Genomic DNA, 15,875 nt, shown 5'->3' with positions numbered 1-15,875 from the left:
GCTAGATCGAAGCCGCGGGCTCGCCGTCTTCTGCACCTGGCGAACGCACGCTGTCCGGTGCGATCGGCACCTTCGCGCCTGATGACGGCTTTTCCTGCGTTGCAATTTCGGCGCGGATTCTGGGCAACGCGTAGGCGTGCTCGCGGGTCAGAAAATCGATCATGCGTTCGCGCACCAGACAACGCAGATCGAACGCATCGCCGGAATTGCGCGCGCTCACCAGCAAACGCACCTGGATGGTGTTGTCGCTGGTGTCGGTGATCTGGGTGACGCAAACGCGCCCATCCCATAGCGGCTCGCTGTGGCAGATGCGCTCCAGTTCCGCACGCACTGCCGCAATCGGCGTGCGGTAATCCAACCACAGGAACGCGGTACCGAGCAGGTCCGCACTGGCGCGCGTCCAGTTCTGAAACGGGTTTTCGATGAACCAGGTCAACGGGACCACCATGCGCCGTTCGTCCCAGATCCGCACCACCACGTACGAGCTGCCGATCTCTTCGATACGGCCCCATTCGCCTTCCACGATCACCACGTCGTCCAGGCGGATCGGCTGAGTCAGCGCAATCTGCAAGCCGGCGATCAGGTTGCCGAACACCGGCTTGGCCGCAATACCGGCCACCAGCCCGATGATCCCCGCCGACGCCAGCAGCGTCTTGCCGATCTGGCGCACCTGCTCAAAACCGAGCAGCACCACCGAGATACCGAGCAGGATCACCGTGCCCATCACCACGCGACTCAAGACCCGTGTCTGGGTCTGGATACGCCGCGCGGTGAGATTGTCCGACACCTCGATCGGATTGCTGCGCAGGATCGCCATTTCGCCGGCGGCGACCGCACGTACCAACAACCAGGTGACGCAACCGACAATGCCGACATGCAACAAGTGCTGCACCGCGGCCAGCGCCTTGCCGGATAACGGCGTGGCCTCGGTGGCGATACCCAGAAACAGCAGCGGCAGAATAAAGGCCGCCGGCAGCGTGACCACGCGAATGATGCGTGCGCGACGGTAATCGCGGCCCTGCATGCGGCGAAACAGCCACAGCATCAGCGACCAGGTAACGACGCCCGCCAGCAGCGCGGCGCCCAGCGGGATTGCGTATTCGCGGATGACGTTCCAATCGGCAGTCAAACCGTTCCTCCTGTGGGGGGGAAAGAGGGATGGCTGCAAGAGCATGCCGCATGCGGCATGAGCATCACGTCATGCGCACAATGCGGTCACGCGCCCAGCGGCTGCGATGCCACCTGTTGCTGCTTGCGCACGATCGCCATCGCAATTTCCAGCGACTGCTCATAGTTCAAGCGCGGGTCCACGCTGGAGCGATACGCACGCTCCAGATCGCGCTCGGTCAACTCGCGCGCGCCGCCAGTGCATTCGGTGACATCTTCGCCGGTGAGTTCCAGATGCACGCCACCCAGCCGCGTGCCGGCCGCCGCATGCAGATCGAACGAGGTTTCCACTTCGCTGCGAATATTGTCGAAACGCCTTGTTTTATAGCCATTTCCGGTACTTTCGGTGTTGCCATGCATCGCATCGCAGACCCATAGCACCCGTCGGCCATCGCGCTTGACCGCATCCAGCAACGGGGGCAGTTTCTCGGCAATCTGCGTGGCACCCATGCGATGGATGAAGCTCAGGCGGCCAGGTTCGTCTTCCGGATTGAGCACATCGATCAGGCGCAGCAACTGGTCCGGCTGCACCGACGGCCCCACCTTGATCGCGATCGGATTGCGCACGCCACGCAGATACTCCACGTGCGCGCCATCCAGCGCCGCGGTACGCATGCCGATCCACGGGTAGTGCGTGCTGAGATTGAACCAGCCCCACTGGCGCGGCACCTGCCGGGTCAGGCCTTCTTCGTACGGCAGCAACAATGCTTCGTGAGACGTATAGAAATCGATGCGATTGAGGTTGTACACCTCCGATCCGGACAGGGTTTCCATGAAGCGCACTGCATCGCCGATCGACGCCACCATCTTCTGGTAATCCGCCGCCAGCGGCGAATAGCCCACCCAATCCAGATTCCAGTATTCGGGGTGATGCAGGTCGGCGAAGCCGCCATCGATCAACGCGCGTACGAAGTTCATCGTCATCGCCGAACGCGAGTGCGCGGTGATCATGCGGCACGGGTCAGGCACACGCGCCGCTTCAGTGAAGGCCGGCGCATTGATCACATCGCCGCGGTAGCTGGGCAAGGTCACGCCATCGCGCGTTTCGGTATCGGCCGATCGCGGCTTGGCGTACTGCCCGGCAAAGCGCCCTACCCGCACCACTGGCAGGTGCAGGCCATGCACCAGCACCAGGCTCATTTGCAGCAGCACTTTCAGCCGATTGGAGATCGTGCCCGACTCGCAATCGCTGAAGTTCTCCGCACAATCGCCGCCCTGCAGCAGGAAGCGCTTGCCCTCCTGCGCTTCTGCCAGCTGGCGTTTGAGCGCGAAGATCTCCCAGGAGGTCACCAACGGTGGCAACTGCCCCAACTCGTCCATGGCGCTCTGCAGTGCAACTTGATCCGGATACACCGGCAGCTGCAGCGCGGGTTTGCCACGCCAGCTACCGGGCGCCCACACGGAGGCAGCGGAATCGGAAACGGGAGAAGGGGCGGAAAGATTCATGGCAACAGCACTCCTGGACAGCCTGCGATGGTGGCAGAGCCGGCGCGTCCCGCAAAGCGCTCTGCACCGATGCCGCCCAGGGACGAAAGCACTTTTGGCGCGGCAATGCCTGCCAAGCGGTCGCGAGCGACTGAACCGCAAGCAAAGCCGTCGGGACAGGCATGACTTTCGGCCTACGCTAGCGCCCGCCCGTAAGCAGAATGTTACGAGGTAACACCCTCCTCCCCAGCCGTCCTGCGACCGCCATGACCCCTCGCCGCCTCCCAGCCGCCATCGTTTCCATCCTGCTGTCTTCCTGTGCCGGTACCGCAATCGCCGCAGATGCCGTTGCCGACAAAACCACCGATCTGGACACCGTCAACGTCATCGCCAAGCTCGAGGCGGCGCGCAACGCCTTGTCCCCGGATATCGGCAGCAGCCAGTACAGCATCACTGCCGAAGACATAGACCGCCTCCCCCTCGGCGCCTCCACACCGCTCAACCAGGTGCTGCTGCAGGCGCCGGGCGTGGTACAGGACTCGTACGGCGGCATTCACGTGCGCGGCGATCACGCCAACCTGCAGTACCGCATCAATGGCGTGATGCTGCCCGAATCCATCTCCGGCTTCGGCCAGAGCCTGGAGCCGCGCATCATCAAGAACCTCAAACTGCTCGATGGCGCCTTGCCCGCGCAGTTCGGCGACCGCACCGCCGCAGTTGTCGACATCACCACCAAGAACGGCGCCGAGCTGGGCAATGGCGGCAGCGTCGGCATCACCGGCGGCTCCTACGACACCGTCAATCCGAACGCCTCGCTGTGGGGAAGCAGTGGGCGCTGGAGCTGGTTCGTGACCGGCGACTACGAACAGAACAGCCACGGCCTGGAAAACCCGGTCGACAGCCGCTCGCCCGAACACGACAAGACCCATCAGGGCAAAGGCTTTGCCGATCTGAGCTATCTGATCGACGAAAACACCCGTCTCAGCCTGTTGGTGGGCTATGCCAACAATCGCTTTCAGATTCCCAATAATCCCGGCCAGACTCCGGCCTTCGATTACCTTGGCACCACCGATTTCGACTCCTCGCGCCTGGACGAAAACCAGCGCGAAACCACCCGTTTTGGCACCTTGGCACTGCAGGGCACGCTCGGCGACACCAGCTATCAGCTGTCGGCTGGCCAGCGTTACAGCAGCGTCGCCTTCTCGCCCGATGTGGCCGGCGATCTGATCTTCAACGGCATCGCCTCGCAGGTGGACCGCAGCAATCGCGCCAATACGGTGCAGGCGGATTTCTCCACGCCTTGGGGCAATGCGCACACGCTGCGCTATGGCCTGTACGGCAACTTTGAACATGCCATCGCCAGCAACAATTCCTTTGTTTTCCCGGCCGATGCCGACGGCAACCAGAGCAGCAACGTGCCGGTGTTCATTGCCGATGGCAGCCGCTTCCACGCCAGCACGTACGCCCTGTATCTGCAGGACGAATGGAAGATCGGCGACGACTGGACCGTCAACTACGGCGTGCGTGGCGACCGCTACAAGGCCTTCGGGGCAAGCGAGGGCCAGCTCAGTCCGCGCCTGGGCGTGGTCTGGACAGCAAGCGACAGCACCACCGTGCATGCGGGCTACGCGCGCTACTTCACGCCGCCTGCCAGCGAGCTGATCTCTACCAGTGATATCGCGCTGTACGACGGCACCACCAACCAGCAGTCCACCGGCGGCGGACCGACCACGCCGCTCAGCGAACGCAGCGATTACTACGACCTCGGCATCTCGCAAGTGGTGAGAGAGCACCTGACTTTGGGCCTGGATACTTACTACCGCAAAGCCGCCCGGTTGCAGGACGAAGGCCAGTTCGGCGCCGCTTATGTCTATTCCACCTTCAACTACCGCAACGGCCGCATCCGTGGTGCCGAGTTCAGCGCTGACTACAGCAATGGCCCGGTCACCGCATATTTCAATCTGGCCTACAGCAAGGCGATGGGCAAACAGGTCCTGACCAGCCTGTACAACTTCGACCCGGACGCATTGGCGTACGCGCAAAACAACTGGATCCATCTGGACCACGACCAGAAGCTGACCTCCTCCGGCGGCATCAACTACGCCATCAGCGACAGCAGCCGGATCGGTGCGAATTACCTCTATGGCAGCGGCCTGCGCACCGATACCGACACCGTGCCCAATGGCGGCGAACTGCCCTCGTACTTCCAGTTGAATCTCAGCGCCGGGCACGATTTCGCGCTTACCGCGCATCCGCTGCACGCGCAGCTGGCCGTTCTCAACGTGCTTGATCGCAGCTACCAGCTACGCGACGGCGGCGGCATCGGCGTGTTCGCACCGCAATGGGCGCCGCGCCGTGGTGTTTACCTGAGTCTGCAGCAGACATTCTGAGCGCAACACGCGGCGCACCGGAAACTGCGCAACGCAGCAGAAGGACCCGGTCGATTCCGGGTCCTTCTGCTTTTCCAGGCAAAACGAAAATCAGGGTATTGGATCTGAGTGGTCAAACGCCTGTCCCTGCCATGTTGCTGGCTCAAGCTCAGCGCTTCGGCACGCCGTAACGTCCATCAACGTAGCGCCTTACCCAGGACCTGCAGGTGCCATCGCTGACGCAATCGGCCGACCTCACGAAAGCCCCGTGCTCAACCAAACCAGCCGCATCACCTATGCGCAACCCACTGCACAGGCTCACGCGACGAGTAACGGCCAACGAGCGGAGAGTGAGCGCGCAGCGGACTGCGCACAGAAGCGGACTGCTTACAGAACGCGATTTCGCGCAGCGATCCTACTGCCCGGGTCATCGGAGCAGTTCTCTCGCTGGCGATCAACGTCCGTCAGTGATGCACAGACGTCCGGCGTGCTTTGAAGCCGGCGTACAGCGCCCACAAGGCCAGCGACACGAACCAGACCATGCTCCACATCGGCATGCTCAAGCCCAGAAACCGCCAGTCGATATTGCCGCAATCTCCGGTGCCGGTCAGCACGGTGCGGAACACTTCGAACGGACCCATCGTCTCGCTCAGAAAGCTCAGCGGCGGGCCGCATGACGACATCATGTCCTTGGGCCGGATCTGCACCCAGACGTGCCGTGCCGCAATACCCATACCCACACCGGCGGCGATGAAACTCAGCACGCCATACGCCTTGCGCCCACCGGCAGCACGCGGCCCATGCAGCGCACCCAGCAAGAAAAACACAGCCAGCGCCGCAAACGCGATCCGCTGAAAAATACACAGCGGGCAAGGCTCGAGCCCAAGGTGCAATTGCACATAGATCGCGTAGGCCAGCAGTCCTGCGCAAGCAACAAACCCCAACAGAAACTGTGCCCGGAAACCCCAACGGAATGGATTCATCGTGACCGCTTGCCTAGGACCAAGGCGTCGATTATCAGCCATGACCGCCGCCGTGACCACGGATGCATGCGTCTGACTAAGCGCCTGCTGCGAAGCGCTGCAACACCTTAGTGGTGCTGTCGGCATTATCGCCTAGGTGCAGAGCACTCAGGCGAACCCAAAGATGGGGGAGCCATCCAGATCACTCGGCGTGGATGATGATTGGGGTCAGGCATGAACAGGTGACGCACATTGACCACATCACCGCTAACTGCCTGACACGGACACAGATGAAGGCGCTACACGTGAAATCCGCCACATCCCCATCTCTGCGCTTTCCACTAGGTCCTTTGGAGTGCAACGGATGTCGACAACAAGTCGACAACAAGCCGTCGACCCACGCCCCGCCCAAGACGTCGGTGGCTCTCACTTGATCTGCGGCGCGTCGCTCCAGCGCCCCACTACGGCCTCGCCTATCCCCCACACACCCCGACCTCCCCGGGCTCCAAACTCGCATTTCTGCCTCCAAACCCAGACAGAACGAACTGGCAAATTCTTCAATCCACGCAGGCAGTACCGCAGCGACACGTAAGCGCACCAAACCAGCCGCGCACCCCATGCCGCGTCTATCGATAATCCAAACGCCCCAATAAAAAAGCCCGGCGTGAGCCGGGCTTTTTCGAGAATCTGTGTGAAGCGATCCGATTACTCGGCCACTTCTTCTGCCACGACCGGACGGTCGACCAGCTCGACATAGGCCATCGGCGCATTGTCACCGGCACGGAAGCCGGCCTTCAGGATGCGCAGGTAGCCGCCGGGACGGGTCGCGTAACGCGGGCCCAGTTCGACGAACAGCTTGCCCACGGCTTCCTTGTCGCGCAGGCGAGCAAACGCCAGACGACGATTGGCCACGCCATCGACCTTGCCGATGGTGATCAGCGGCTCGGCGACGCGACGCAGTTCCTTGGCCTTCGGCAAGGTGGTCTTGATCAGCTCGTGCTTGAACAGCGAAGCCGCCATGTTGCGGAACATGGCTTCGCGGTGCGCGCTGGTGCGGTTGAACTTACGACCGGATTTCTGGTGACGCATGAGTGTGATTTCCTAAGGAATGTTGAGACTACTGAGAGACGTTGTCGCCATCCTGGCGCTGTTGAATGGACTGCGGTTGGTCCGAACCGGCCGTCCTTCGACCGGGTGTCATCGCGGGCTTTGGCCCGTCGATGTGGAAAAACAAACATGGGCGCCCGAAGACGCCCATGCCTTGAAACATTAACCAAGCATGCCGTGCTGGGCGACACCGGCCGGCGGCCAGTTTTCCAGCTTCATGCCCAATGCAAGGCCGCGCTGTGCCAGCACTTCCTTGATTTCGGTCAGCGACTTCTTGCCCAGATTCGGGGTCTTGAGCAGCTCCACTTCGGTCTTCTGGATCAGATCGCCGATGTAGTAGATGCTCTCGGCCTTGAGGCAGTTGGCCGAACGCACGGTCAGCTCGAGGTCGTCGATCGGGCGCAGCAGCACCGGATCCACGCCGCTGGCAGCCGGCTTGGCCGCACCGCGATCGCGGTGGGTGAAGTCACCGAACACCGACAGCTGATCGCTGAGGATGTCGGCGGCGGTGCGCACGGCTTCCTCGGCATCGATCGTGCCGTTGGTTTCGATATCGATGACCAGCTTGTCGAGGTCGGTGCGCTGTTCGACGCGTGCAGCTTCCACGGCGTAGGCAACGCGACGCACCGGCGAGAACGACGCATCCAGCATCAGGCGACCGATGGTACGGGTCTCTTCGTCCGGACGACGACGTGCAGCAGCCGGCTGATAGCCGAACCCACGCTCGATCTTCAAACGCATGTTCAGTGCGGTGTCTTTGGTCAGGTGGCAGATCACGTGGTCACCGTTGATGATCTCAACGTTGTGATCGGTCCTGATGTCGGCCGCAGTGACCGTACCCGGACCCTGCTTGGACAGCGAAAGCGTGGCGCTGTCGCCACTGTGCATCCGAATCGCCACGTCTTTCAGGTTCAGCAGGACGTCAAGCACGTCTTCCTGCAAACCCTCGACCGTGGTGTACTCGTGCAGCACGCCGTCGATTTCGACCTCGGTAATCGCAAAACCGGGGATCGACGACAACAGCACACGACGCAGGGCATTGCCCAGCGTGTGCCCGTAACCGCGCTCCAAGGGCTCGATCACGACCTTGGCACGGTTGTCGGTAAGACGTTCGATCTGCGGACCACGAGGGCGCAGAACCTGGTTGGCGGTAACCGTCATGTTGCGGGGTCTCCTGCGAACCTCCGGCAGTGCCGGAGGCTCTCCAATGTGAATTACTTCGAATACAACTCGACGATCAGCGCTTCGTTGATATCCGAAGGCAGGTCAGCGCGATCCGGCACGGCCTTGAACACGCCGCTGAACTTCTTCGAATCGACTTCGACCCACGACGGCGTCATGTCGTGCTGCTCAGCCACGGTCAGGGCTTCCTGCACGCGGAGCTGCTTCTGTGCCTTTTCCGACAGCGTGATCGCATCGCCAGCCTTGATCTGGTACGAAGCCAGATTCACCGACTTGCCATTGACCAGCACGCCACGGTGCGACACCAGCTGGCGCGCGGCCGGACGGGTGACGGCAAAGCCCATGCGGTAGCAGACGTTGTCCAGACGGGTTTCCAACAACTGCAGCAGGTTCTCGCCGGTGTTGCCCTTCTTGGTCGAGGCCTTCTTGTAGTAGTTGCGGAACTGACGTTCCAGCAGACCGTAAATACGCTTGACCTTCTGCTTTTCACGCAGCTGGGTAGCGTAGTCGGAGAGCTTGCCCTTGCGAGCCGCGCCGTGTTGGCCGGGCTTCTGCTCAAGCTTGCACTTGGAGTCCAGCGCACGCGCCGGGCTCTTGAGGGAAAGGTCGGCGCCTTCACGGCGCGCGAGCTTACAGGTAGGACCGATATAACGAGCCATTTCTTATCGCTCCCTTTAGACGCGACGCTTCTTCGGCGGACGGCACCCGTTGTGCGGGATTGGCGTCACGTCGATGATGTTGGTGATCTTGTAGCCCACGTTGTTCAACGAACGCACGGCCGACTCACGGCCCGGACCCGGACCCTTGATACGTACTTCCAGCGACTTCACGCCGTAGTCGAGCGCAGCGCGGCCAGCCTTTTCGGCGGCAACCTGAGCAGCGAACGGGGTCGACTTACGCGAACCACGGAACCCGGCACCGCCGGACGTAGCCCACGACAAGGCGTTGCCCTGGCGATCGGTGATGGTGACGATGGTGTTGTTGAACGAAGCATGGACGTGAGCGACGCCGTCAGTGATGACGCGCTTGATCTTCTTCTTCGTTTTCTTTTCTGCTGGCTTTGCCATGATCTATCCCTTACTTCCTGATCGCCTTGCGCGGACCCTTACGGGTGCGGGCGTTGGTACGGGTGCGCTGACCACGCAGCGGGAGACCACGGCGATGACGCAGACCGCGATAGCAGCCCAGGTCCATCAGTCGCTTGATCGCGATACCGATTTCGCGGCGCAGGTCGCCTTCGACGACATACTTGCCGACTTCGGCGCGCAGGCGCTCGATTTCGGGTTCGGACAGATCACGAATCTTCGTGGTCGAGGTAACGCCTGCGGATTCGCAGAGCTTCTTCGAACGGGTACGGCCGATGCCGTAGATGCTTTGCAACCCGACCCAGACGTGCTTCTGGGCTGGCAGGTTGACGCCTGCAATACGCGCCATGACGCGATTCTCCAACTGAGTGATGGCCCGACAGCGCCCAGGCGCCATCCGGCAGGATGGATCAAAAAGTGAACTCGGAATTATAGCAAGGCCTCGGATTGCTTTGAAGCCCGTGGAACCAGAGGTTCCATGGACCCGGCGTGGGGAGTGTGCCCTCGCTCCGGCGCCGGACGGTGTTGATCCAGAAAACTTCTCCGAATCGCCTGTGCTACTCCCGCACAGGACCACCCCGTCACACCCGCGCGCGAGACGTCGCGCGAGCCGCCCTTCTGATCGGAAGATCGTGGCCCGGGAACCAGGCCATCTTCACGTAATGAAGATCTAGTGTACCACTTAACCGCGAGCGAGACCGCCGCGCGAGCCGCCCTTCAGGTTGGCCTTCTTCAGCAAGCTCTCATATTGATGCGACATCAGGTGCGCCTGGATCTGCGCAATGAAATCCATCACCACCACCACCGCAATCAACAGCGAGGTGCCGCCGAAGTGAAACGACGTGCCGAGCTGCGTGCGCATGATTTCCGGCAGCAAGCAGACGATCACCAGGTACAACGAACCCGCCGCCGTCAGCCGCGTCAGCACGCCATCGACATAATCGGCGGTAGCCTTGCCCGGACGGATACCCGGAATCAACGCGCCAGACTTCTTGAGGTTGTCGGCGGTTTCCTGCGAGTTGAATACCAGCGCCGTGTAGAAGAACGCGAAGCCGATGATCAGTGCCGCGAACACCAACATGTGCACCGGCTCACCCGGCCCAAGCGCATTGGCGATCTTCTGCAGCCACGAACCTACACCACTACCCGACGCAGCCTGACCGGACCACATCGACAACGTGGCGGGAAATGCCAGGATGCTCGATGCGAAGATCGGCGGAATCACGCCTGCCATATTGAGCTTCAACGGCAGGAACGAGGTCTGATTCATATACGCATTGCGACCGCCCTGACGGCGCGCGTAGTTGACCGTAATACGCCGTTGCCCGCGTTCGACGAATACCACAAACAGCGTAAACGCCAGAATGGTGATGACGATCAGCAACAGCGAGATGAAGCTCAGGTTGCCTTCGCGGAATGCTTCGACGGTTTGAATCGCGCCCGAAGGCAGACCAGCAACGATGCCGGCAAAGATGATCAGCGACACGCCGTTACCGATACCGCGCTCGGTAACCTGCTCGCCAACCCACATCAAAAAGATAGTGCCGGCGGTCAACGCAATCACTGCGGTCAGCACGAAGCCCATGCCTGGCGCGTAGACAACCGGAGCGCCGCCTGGCGCCGTCTGATTCTGCAGCGCGAGCGCAATACTGCCGCCCTGCACTACTGCCAGAAGCACCGCGCCGATACGCGAATATTGGGTGATCTTGCGTCGACCGGACTCGCCTTCCTTCTGCATCGCCTTGAGGGCGGGAAAGATGTGCGTGGCCAACTGAATAACGATCGATGCCGAAATGTACGGCATGACGTTCAATGCAAAAATGCTGAAACGGTGCAGGGCGCCGCCCGAGAACATGTTGAACATGTCCACGATGCCGCCACCCTGCGCCTGCATCAACGAAAGCATGGCATCGGGATTCACGCCCGGCACCGGCACATAGCAGCCGATGCGATAGACGATCAATGCCCCGAGGACGAACAGTAGCCGCTGACGAAGTTCCGTGAACTTGCCGAGCCCGCCACCGAGGTTACCAATGCCAGCCTGCGCCATCTGCCGATTACTCCTCTACGCTGCCGCCGGCAGCTTCGATTGCTGCCTTGGCGCCTGCGGTAGCCGCAACGCCCTTCAGCACGAACTTCTTGCTCAGCTCGCCCTTCAGCACGATCTTCGCCTTCTTGGCGCGGCTCGGGACCAGATTGGCCGCACGCAGCGCTGCAAAGTCGATTTCACCTGCTTCCAGCTTATCCAGCTGGTAGGACAGCACTTCTGCGCTGTCGCGCGCCATCTTGGAGCGGAAACCGATCTTCGGCAGACGACGCTGCATCGGAGTCTGGCCACCTTCAAAGCCAGCCTTGATCTTGCCGCCGCCCTTACGCGCGAACGAGCCCTTGTGGCCACGGCCACAGGTCTTGCCAAGGCCAGAACCGATGCCGCGACCGACACGCGTACGCTCGGTACGGGCGCCATCGGCGGGCTTGAGGTCATTGAGATGCATAGTCATTGGATTAGTCCTCAACCTTGACGAGGTAGTGAACCGTATTGATCAGGCCACGCACCTGCGGGCTGTCCTTGAGTTCACGCACATCGTTGATCTTATTCAGGCCCAACGCATGCACCGACAAGCGGTGACGCGACTGGGTACCACGCAGGCCACGCACCAGGCGCACCTTCACAGTCTTGCCAGTGTCCTTAGCCATGGTTGAGCTCCTCCACCTTCTTGCCGCGCTTGGCCGCAACACGCGTCGGCGACTGCACTTCCGACAGACCCTTCAGGGTTGCACGGACCAGGTTGATCGGATTACGCGAACCAACCGCCTTGGCCAGCACGTTCTTCACGCCAACCGCTTCCAGCACAGCGCGCATGGCGCCACCAGCAATGACACCAGTACCTTCCGAAGCGGGCTGCATGTAAACACGCGCTGCGCCATGGCCGGACTTGACGGCGTGCCACAAGGTGCCGTTATTCAGATCGACGCTGGCCAGGTTCTTGCGCGCCTGTTCCATCGACTTCTGGATGGCGACCGGCACTTCGCGAGCCTTGCCATAACCGAAACCAACCTTGCCCAGACCATCGCCGACCACGGTCAGCGCGGTAAAGGTGAACTGACGACCGCCCTTGACCGTCTTGCTGACGCGATTAACCGCGACCAGCTTTTCGATCATGCCATCGTCGACTTTCTCTTCACGGTTACGGTCGCGATCACGACCCCGCGGTGCACGTTCTTCTGCCATCTTGATTCCTTGATTGATTGAGTATGTACGGCTCTAGGCCGCTTATGGTTGTGGAGTGAAACGGTGTTCCCGTAGCCGTTGCAAAAGAACGGGACGGTCCGGCATCTCCCTGCCGGCGGAAACGCGGATGCAGCCGATGGCCACATCCGCAGCAGTGCTTAGAACTGCAGGCCGCCTTCGCGAGCTGCATCGGCCAGCGCCTTGATGCGGCCGTGGTAGCGGTAGCCCGAGCGATCGAATGCGACCTTCTCGATACCGGCAGCCTTGGCGCGCTCGGCGATCAACCTGCCAACCTTGACGGCTGCATCGCTGTTCTTGCCGTTCTTCAGACCATCCTTGACGTCGGCCTGCAGGGTATTCGCCGCAGCGATCACCTTGGAACCATCGGCAGTGAAGACCTGTGCATACAGGTGCTGACCGGTGCGCAGCACCGACAGACGGGCGACACCCAGTTCGCGGATGTGCGAGCGGGTGGATTTGGCGCGACGCAGACGGGCGATGTTCTTGTTGATGCTCATGATATTTATCCTACGGAAGCTGAAGGGAAAGCGCGCTCCTGTTAAAAGTCCGCACATGGATGTGCGGGCTCTTGCGAGGGACTCGCCATTAAGCCTTCTTGGCTTCCTTGCGAATGATGACTTCACCGGCGTACTTCACACCCTTGCCCTTGTAGGGCTCCGGCGGACGGAAACCGCGAATCTTGGCGGCGACTTCGCCGACGCGCTGCTTGTCGGCGCCCTGGACCAAAATTTCGGTCTGGGTCGGGGTCGACAGCGTGATGCCTTCCGGCGCCACGAACACCAGCGGGTGCGAGAAACCGAGCGCCAGGCTCAGATCCTTGCCCTGCATGGCAGCACGGTAACCGACGCCGACCAGCTCGAGCTTGCGCTCGAAACCTTCGGACACACCCTTGACCATATTGGCAAGGATGGCGCGCACGGTGCCGGTGATGGCGAGCTGCGACGGATCGTTGGCCGACAGGGTTGCAACATCGCCGTCGATGGCGATTTCCACGCCAACCGGCTTCGGCAGGGTCAACGTGCCCTTCGGGCCCTTGACGCTAACCAGCTCAGGCTGGACGTTGAGCTCAACACCCTTCGGAAGGGACACAGGCTTCTTGGCTACACGGGACATGTTCGATTCCTTCCCTTAGGCCACGAAGCACAGGACTTCACCACCAACGCCGGCTTCGCGAGCCTGCGCATCGGTCATGATGCCCTTCGACGTGGAGATGATGGCGATACCCAGGCCACCGAGGACCTTGGGCAGCTCGGTCTTGCCGCGGTACTGACGCAGACCCGAGCGCGAGAAACGCTTCAGGGACTCGATGACCGGACGGCCTTCGAAATACTTCAGCACGATTTCCAGCTCCGATTTATTGTTCTCGGTGGCCGTTACGCGCAGGTCGGTGATGTAACCCTCGTCCTTCAGGACTTGGGCGATCGCAACCTTGATCTTGGATGACGGCAATTTCACCGTCTGCTTACCAACCGCGGCCGCATTCTTGATGCGAACCAGCAGGTCGGCGATGGGATCAGTCATGCTCATGTGAGTACCTTTGAGTGCACCGATATCCGCTTTCGCGAAAATCTTGTGTTTTCCTGGGGATGGGCCAGGACCCTTGACGCTACGCCGAGCCCGTACGGGCAAGACAGAAGCGGAAGTATACGACAAAAGAGCCCGACTTGCGTCGGACTCCCTTGTTGAACAGAACAATCCTGCTCAAACCGGCCGCGAACGGCCGGAATGCTGTTACCAGCTTGCCTTACGCAGACCCGGAACGTCACCGTTCATCGTGGCCTTGCGGAGCATGTTGCGACCCAGACCGAACTTGCGGTACACACCGCGCGGACGACCGGACAGCTCGCAACGGTTGCGGTGGCGGCTCGGCGACGAATCGCGCGGCAGCTTCTGCAACTTGGTCGAAGCATCGATCTTCTCTTCGTAGGACGCATCCTGACTGGAGAGGATCTTCTTCAGCGCATCACGCTTGCCGGCGAATTTCTTCGCCAACTTTGCACGCTTGATGTCGCGGTGGATCATGGAGGTCTTTGCCATTTCGGATGTCCTCGACGGTCAGTTACGGAACGGGAACTTGAACGCTGCCAGCAGCGCCTTCGCTTCCGCATCCGTCTTGGCGGTGGTGGTGATGGCGATATCCATACCGCGAATCGCGTCGACGGCGTCGAAGTCGATTTCCGGGAAGATGATCTGTTCCTTCACACCCATGTTGAAGTTGCCACGACCGTCGAAGGAACGACCGGACACACCACGGAAGTCGCGCACGCGCGGCAACGAGATGTTGATCAGGCGATCCAGGAACTCGTACATCTTGGCGCGACGCAAGGTGGTCTTGCAGCCGATCGGCCAACCGTCACGAATCTTGAACGATGCGACCGAAACGCGCGACTTGGTGACCACCGGCTTTTGACCGGAGATCTTGGACATGTCGGCGACCGCATTTTCAAGAATCTTCTTGTTGGTAGCCGCCTCGCCCACGCCCATGTTGAGCGTGACCTTGACCAGCTTCGGCACTTCCATCGGATTGGAGTAACCGAATTCCTTCATCAGGGCCGGCACCACGTTTTCCTTGTAAAACTTTTCGAGACGAGTGTTCATGATCTCATTCCTCAGGCGTCGAGCGCCTCACCGCTGGAGCGGAACACACGCAATTTGCGTCCATCCTCCAGCACCTTGAAGCCAACGCGCTCGCCCTTGCCCGTTGCCGGGTTGACGATATTGACGTTGGAGATATGGATCGACGCTTCACGCTCGACCACGCCGCCGGCGACACCCGCCTGCGGGTTCGGCTTGGTGTGGCGCTTGATGATGTTGGCATTGGAGACGATCACGCGATCGCCATCCACACGCACAACTTCACCCTGCTTACCCTTGTCCTTGCCGGTGTTGATGACGACCTGGTCGCCCTTCTTGATACGGTTAGCCATGTGTATGTCCTCCGCTCACAGCACTTCGGGAGCGAGCGAGACGATCTTCATGAACTTCTCGGAACGCAGCTCGCGCGTCACCGGCCCGAAGATGCGGGTCCCGATCGGCTCCTGCTTATTGTTCAACAGCACAGCGGCATTGCCATCGAAGCGGATCAACGAACCGTCGGGACGGCGCACACCCTTGCGGGTACGCACCACGACGGCGTCGTAGACTTCGCCTTTCTTGACCTTGCCACGCGGAATGGCGTCCTTGACGGTCACCTTGATGATGTCGCCAATGTGTGCGTAGCGGCGCTTCGAGCCGCCCAGCACCTTGATGCACATCACTTCCTTGGCACCCGAATTGTCGGCCACATCGAGGTAGCTCTGCATCTGGATCATGATTCAGATCTCCC

The 15,875-nt window shown here is 61.0% G+C and carries 20 protein-coding genes; 1 reads left to right on the top strand and 19 read right to left on the bottom strand.

Annotation, left to right across the window (positions count from 1 at the left end):
- Position 1: 1 nt before the first annotated feature.
- Both ACZZ0O_RS11375 and ACZZ0O_RS11370 read right to left on the bottom strand, forming a co-directional pair.
- Entirely contained in the window at positions 2-1,129 is a 1,128-nt protein-coding gene (locus tag ACZZ0O_RS11375; RefSeq protein ID WP_115527202.1) for a mechanosensitive ion channel family protein, read from the bottom strand.
- Positions 1,130-1,215: 86 nt separating this feature from the next.
- A complete protein-coding gene (locus ACZZ0O_RS11370) occupies positions 1,216-2,613 on the bottom strand; it encodes a class II 3-deoxy-7-phosphoheptulonate synthase (RefSeq protein ID WP_463590800.1) in 1,398 nt (465 codons plus the stop codon).
- Between the two features lie 245 nt (positions 2,614-2,858).
- Here ACZZ0O_RS11370 and ACZZ0O_RS11365 point away from each other — a divergent pair, with 245 nt between their 5' ends.
- On the top strand, positions 2,859-4,982 hold the full coding sequence (locus ACZZ0O_RS11365; RefSeq protein WP_463590799.1) for a TonB-dependent receptor: 2,124 nt from the start codon (positions 2,859-2,861) through the stop codon (positions 4,980-4,982).
- Between the two features lie 443 nt (positions 4,983-5,425).
- On the opposite strand, the gene ACZZ0O_RS11360 is transcribed toward ACZZ0O_RS11365, so the two are convergent.
- The 17 genes from ACZZ0O_RS11360 to rplN form a co-directional block, all read right to left on the bottom strand.
- Positions 5,426-5,944 (bottom strand): disulfide bond formation protein B, encoded by a 519-nt coding sequence (locus ACZZ0O_RS11360; RefSeq protein WP_463590798.1) that lies wholly within the window; start codon positions 5,942-5,944, stop codon positions 5,426-5,428.
- 684 nt (positions 5,945-6,628) lie between these two features.
- Positions 6,629-7,012, bottom strand: coding sequence for a 50S ribosomal protein L17 (gene rplQ, locus ACZZ0O_RS11355; protein ID WP_003486665.1), 384 nt, complete (start codon positions 7,010-7,012; stop codon positions 6,629-6,631).
- Positions 7,013-7,192: 180 nt separating this feature from the next.
- Entirely contained in the window at positions 7,193-8,191 is a 999-nt protein-coding gene (locus tag ACZZ0O_RS11350; RefSeq protein ID WP_002811635.1) for a DNA-directed RNA polymerase subunit alpha, read from the bottom strand.
- Between the two features lie 53 nt (positions 8,192-8,244).
- The gene (gene rpsD / locus ACZZ0O_RS11345) at positions 8,245-8,871 is read right to left on the bottom strand and encodes a 30S ribosomal protein S4 (RefSeq protein ID WP_002811641.1); all 627 of its coding nucleotides are present in this window, start codon (positions 8,869-8,871) and stop codon (positions 8,245-8,247) included.
- A 15-nt stretch (positions 8,872-8,886) separates the two neighbouring features.
- Positions 8,887-9,279, bottom strand: coding sequence for a 30S ribosomal protein S11 (gene rpsK / locus ACZZ0O_RS11340; protein ID WP_003486671.1), 393 nt, complete (start codon positions 9,277-9,279; stop codon positions 8,887-8,889).
- A gap of 10 nt (positions 9,280-9,289) precedes the next feature.
- On the bottom strand, positions 9,290-9,646 hold the full coding sequence (rpsM, locus tag ACZZ0O_RS11335; RefSeq protein WP_003486672.1) for a 30S ribosomal protein S13: 357 nt from the start codon (positions 9,644-9,646) through the stop codon (positions 9,290-9,292).
- 333 nt (positions 9,647-9,979) lie between these two features.
- Positions 9,980-11,347: a preprotein translocase subunit SecY gene (gene secY / locus ACZZ0O_RS11330; RefSeq protein ID WP_023902825.1), complete on the bottom strand. Its 1,368-nt coding sequence runs from the start codon at positions 11,345-11,347 to the stop codon at positions 9,980-9,982.
- A 7-nt stretch (positions 11,348-11,354) separates the two neighbouring features.
- Positions 11,355-11,798, bottom strand: coding sequence for a 50S ribosomal protein L15 (gene rplO / locus ACZZ0O_RS11325; protein WP_012439114.1), 444 nt, complete (start codon positions 11,796-11,798; stop codon positions 11,355-11,357).
- Between the two features lie 4 nt (positions 11,799-11,802).
- Complete coding sequence (rpmD, locus tag ACZZ0O_RS11320; protein ID WP_006450646.1) at positions 11,803-11,994, bottom strand: 50S ribosomal protein L30; 192 nt, start codon at positions 11,992-11,994, stop codon at positions 11,803-11,805.
- A complete protein-coding gene (rpsE, locus tag ACZZ0O_RS11315; RefSeq protein WP_055846109.1) occupies positions 11,987-12,529 on the bottom strand; it encodes a 30S ribosomal protein S5 in 543 nt (180 codons plus the stop codon). Before rpsE ends, rpmD begins: the two co-directional genes overlap by 8 nt.
- Positions 12,530-12,687: 158 nt before the next feature.
- Positions 12,688-13,047: a 50S ribosomal protein L18 gene (gene rplR / locus ACZZ0O_RS11310; RefSeq protein WP_082473395.1), complete on the bottom strand. Its 360-nt coding sequence runs from the start codon at positions 13,045-13,047 to the stop codon at positions 12,688-12,690.
- Between the two features lie 88 nt (positions 13,048-13,135).
- Positions 13,136-13,663, bottom strand: coding sequence for a 50S ribosomal protein L6 (rplF, locus tag ACZZ0O_RS11305; protein ID WP_055846112.1), 528 nt, complete (start codon positions 13,661-13,663; stop codon positions 13,136-13,138).
- Between the two features lie 15 nt (positions 13,664-13,678).
- Entirely contained in the window at positions 13,679-14,077 is a 399-nt protein-coding gene (gene rpsH, locus ACZZ0O_RS11300; protein ID WP_055846115.1) for a 30S ribosomal protein S8, read from the bottom strand.
- Between the two features lie 204 nt (positions 14,078-14,281).
- Complete coding sequence (gene rpsN / locus ACZZ0O_RS11295; RefSeq protein ID WP_005917137.1) at positions 14,282-14,587, bottom strand: 30S ribosomal protein S14; 306 nt, start codon at positions 14,585-14,587, stop codon at positions 14,282-14,284.
- An 18-nt stretch (positions 14,588-14,605) separates the two neighbouring features.
- Positions 14,606-15,148 (bottom strand): 50S ribosomal protein L5, encoded by a 543-nt coding sequence (gene rplE / locus ACZZ0O_RS11290; RefSeq protein ID WP_055846118.1) that lies wholly within the window; start codon positions 15,146-15,148, stop codon positions 14,606-14,608.
- A gap of 11 nt (positions 15,149-15,159) precedes the next feature.
- Positions 15,160-15,477, bottom strand: a complete 318-nt coding sequence (rplX, locus tag ACZZ0O_RS11285; protein ID WP_006450639.1) for a 50S ribosomal protein L24 — start codon at positions 15,475-15,477, stop codon at positions 15,160-15,162.
- 15 nt (positions 15,478-15,492) lie between these two features.
- Entirely contained in the window at positions 15,493-15,861 is a 369-nt protein-coding gene (gene rplN / locus ACZZ0O_RS11280) for a 50S ribosomal protein L14 (RefSeq protein WP_003486699.1), read from the bottom strand.
- Positions 15,862-15,875: the final 14 nt, after the last annotated feature.

This window comes from Xanthomonas sp. AC360, assembly GCF_979258225.1.
Note: the sequence above shows the minus strand (reverse complement) of the source record. Positions and strands in the feature narration are given on the sequence as shown.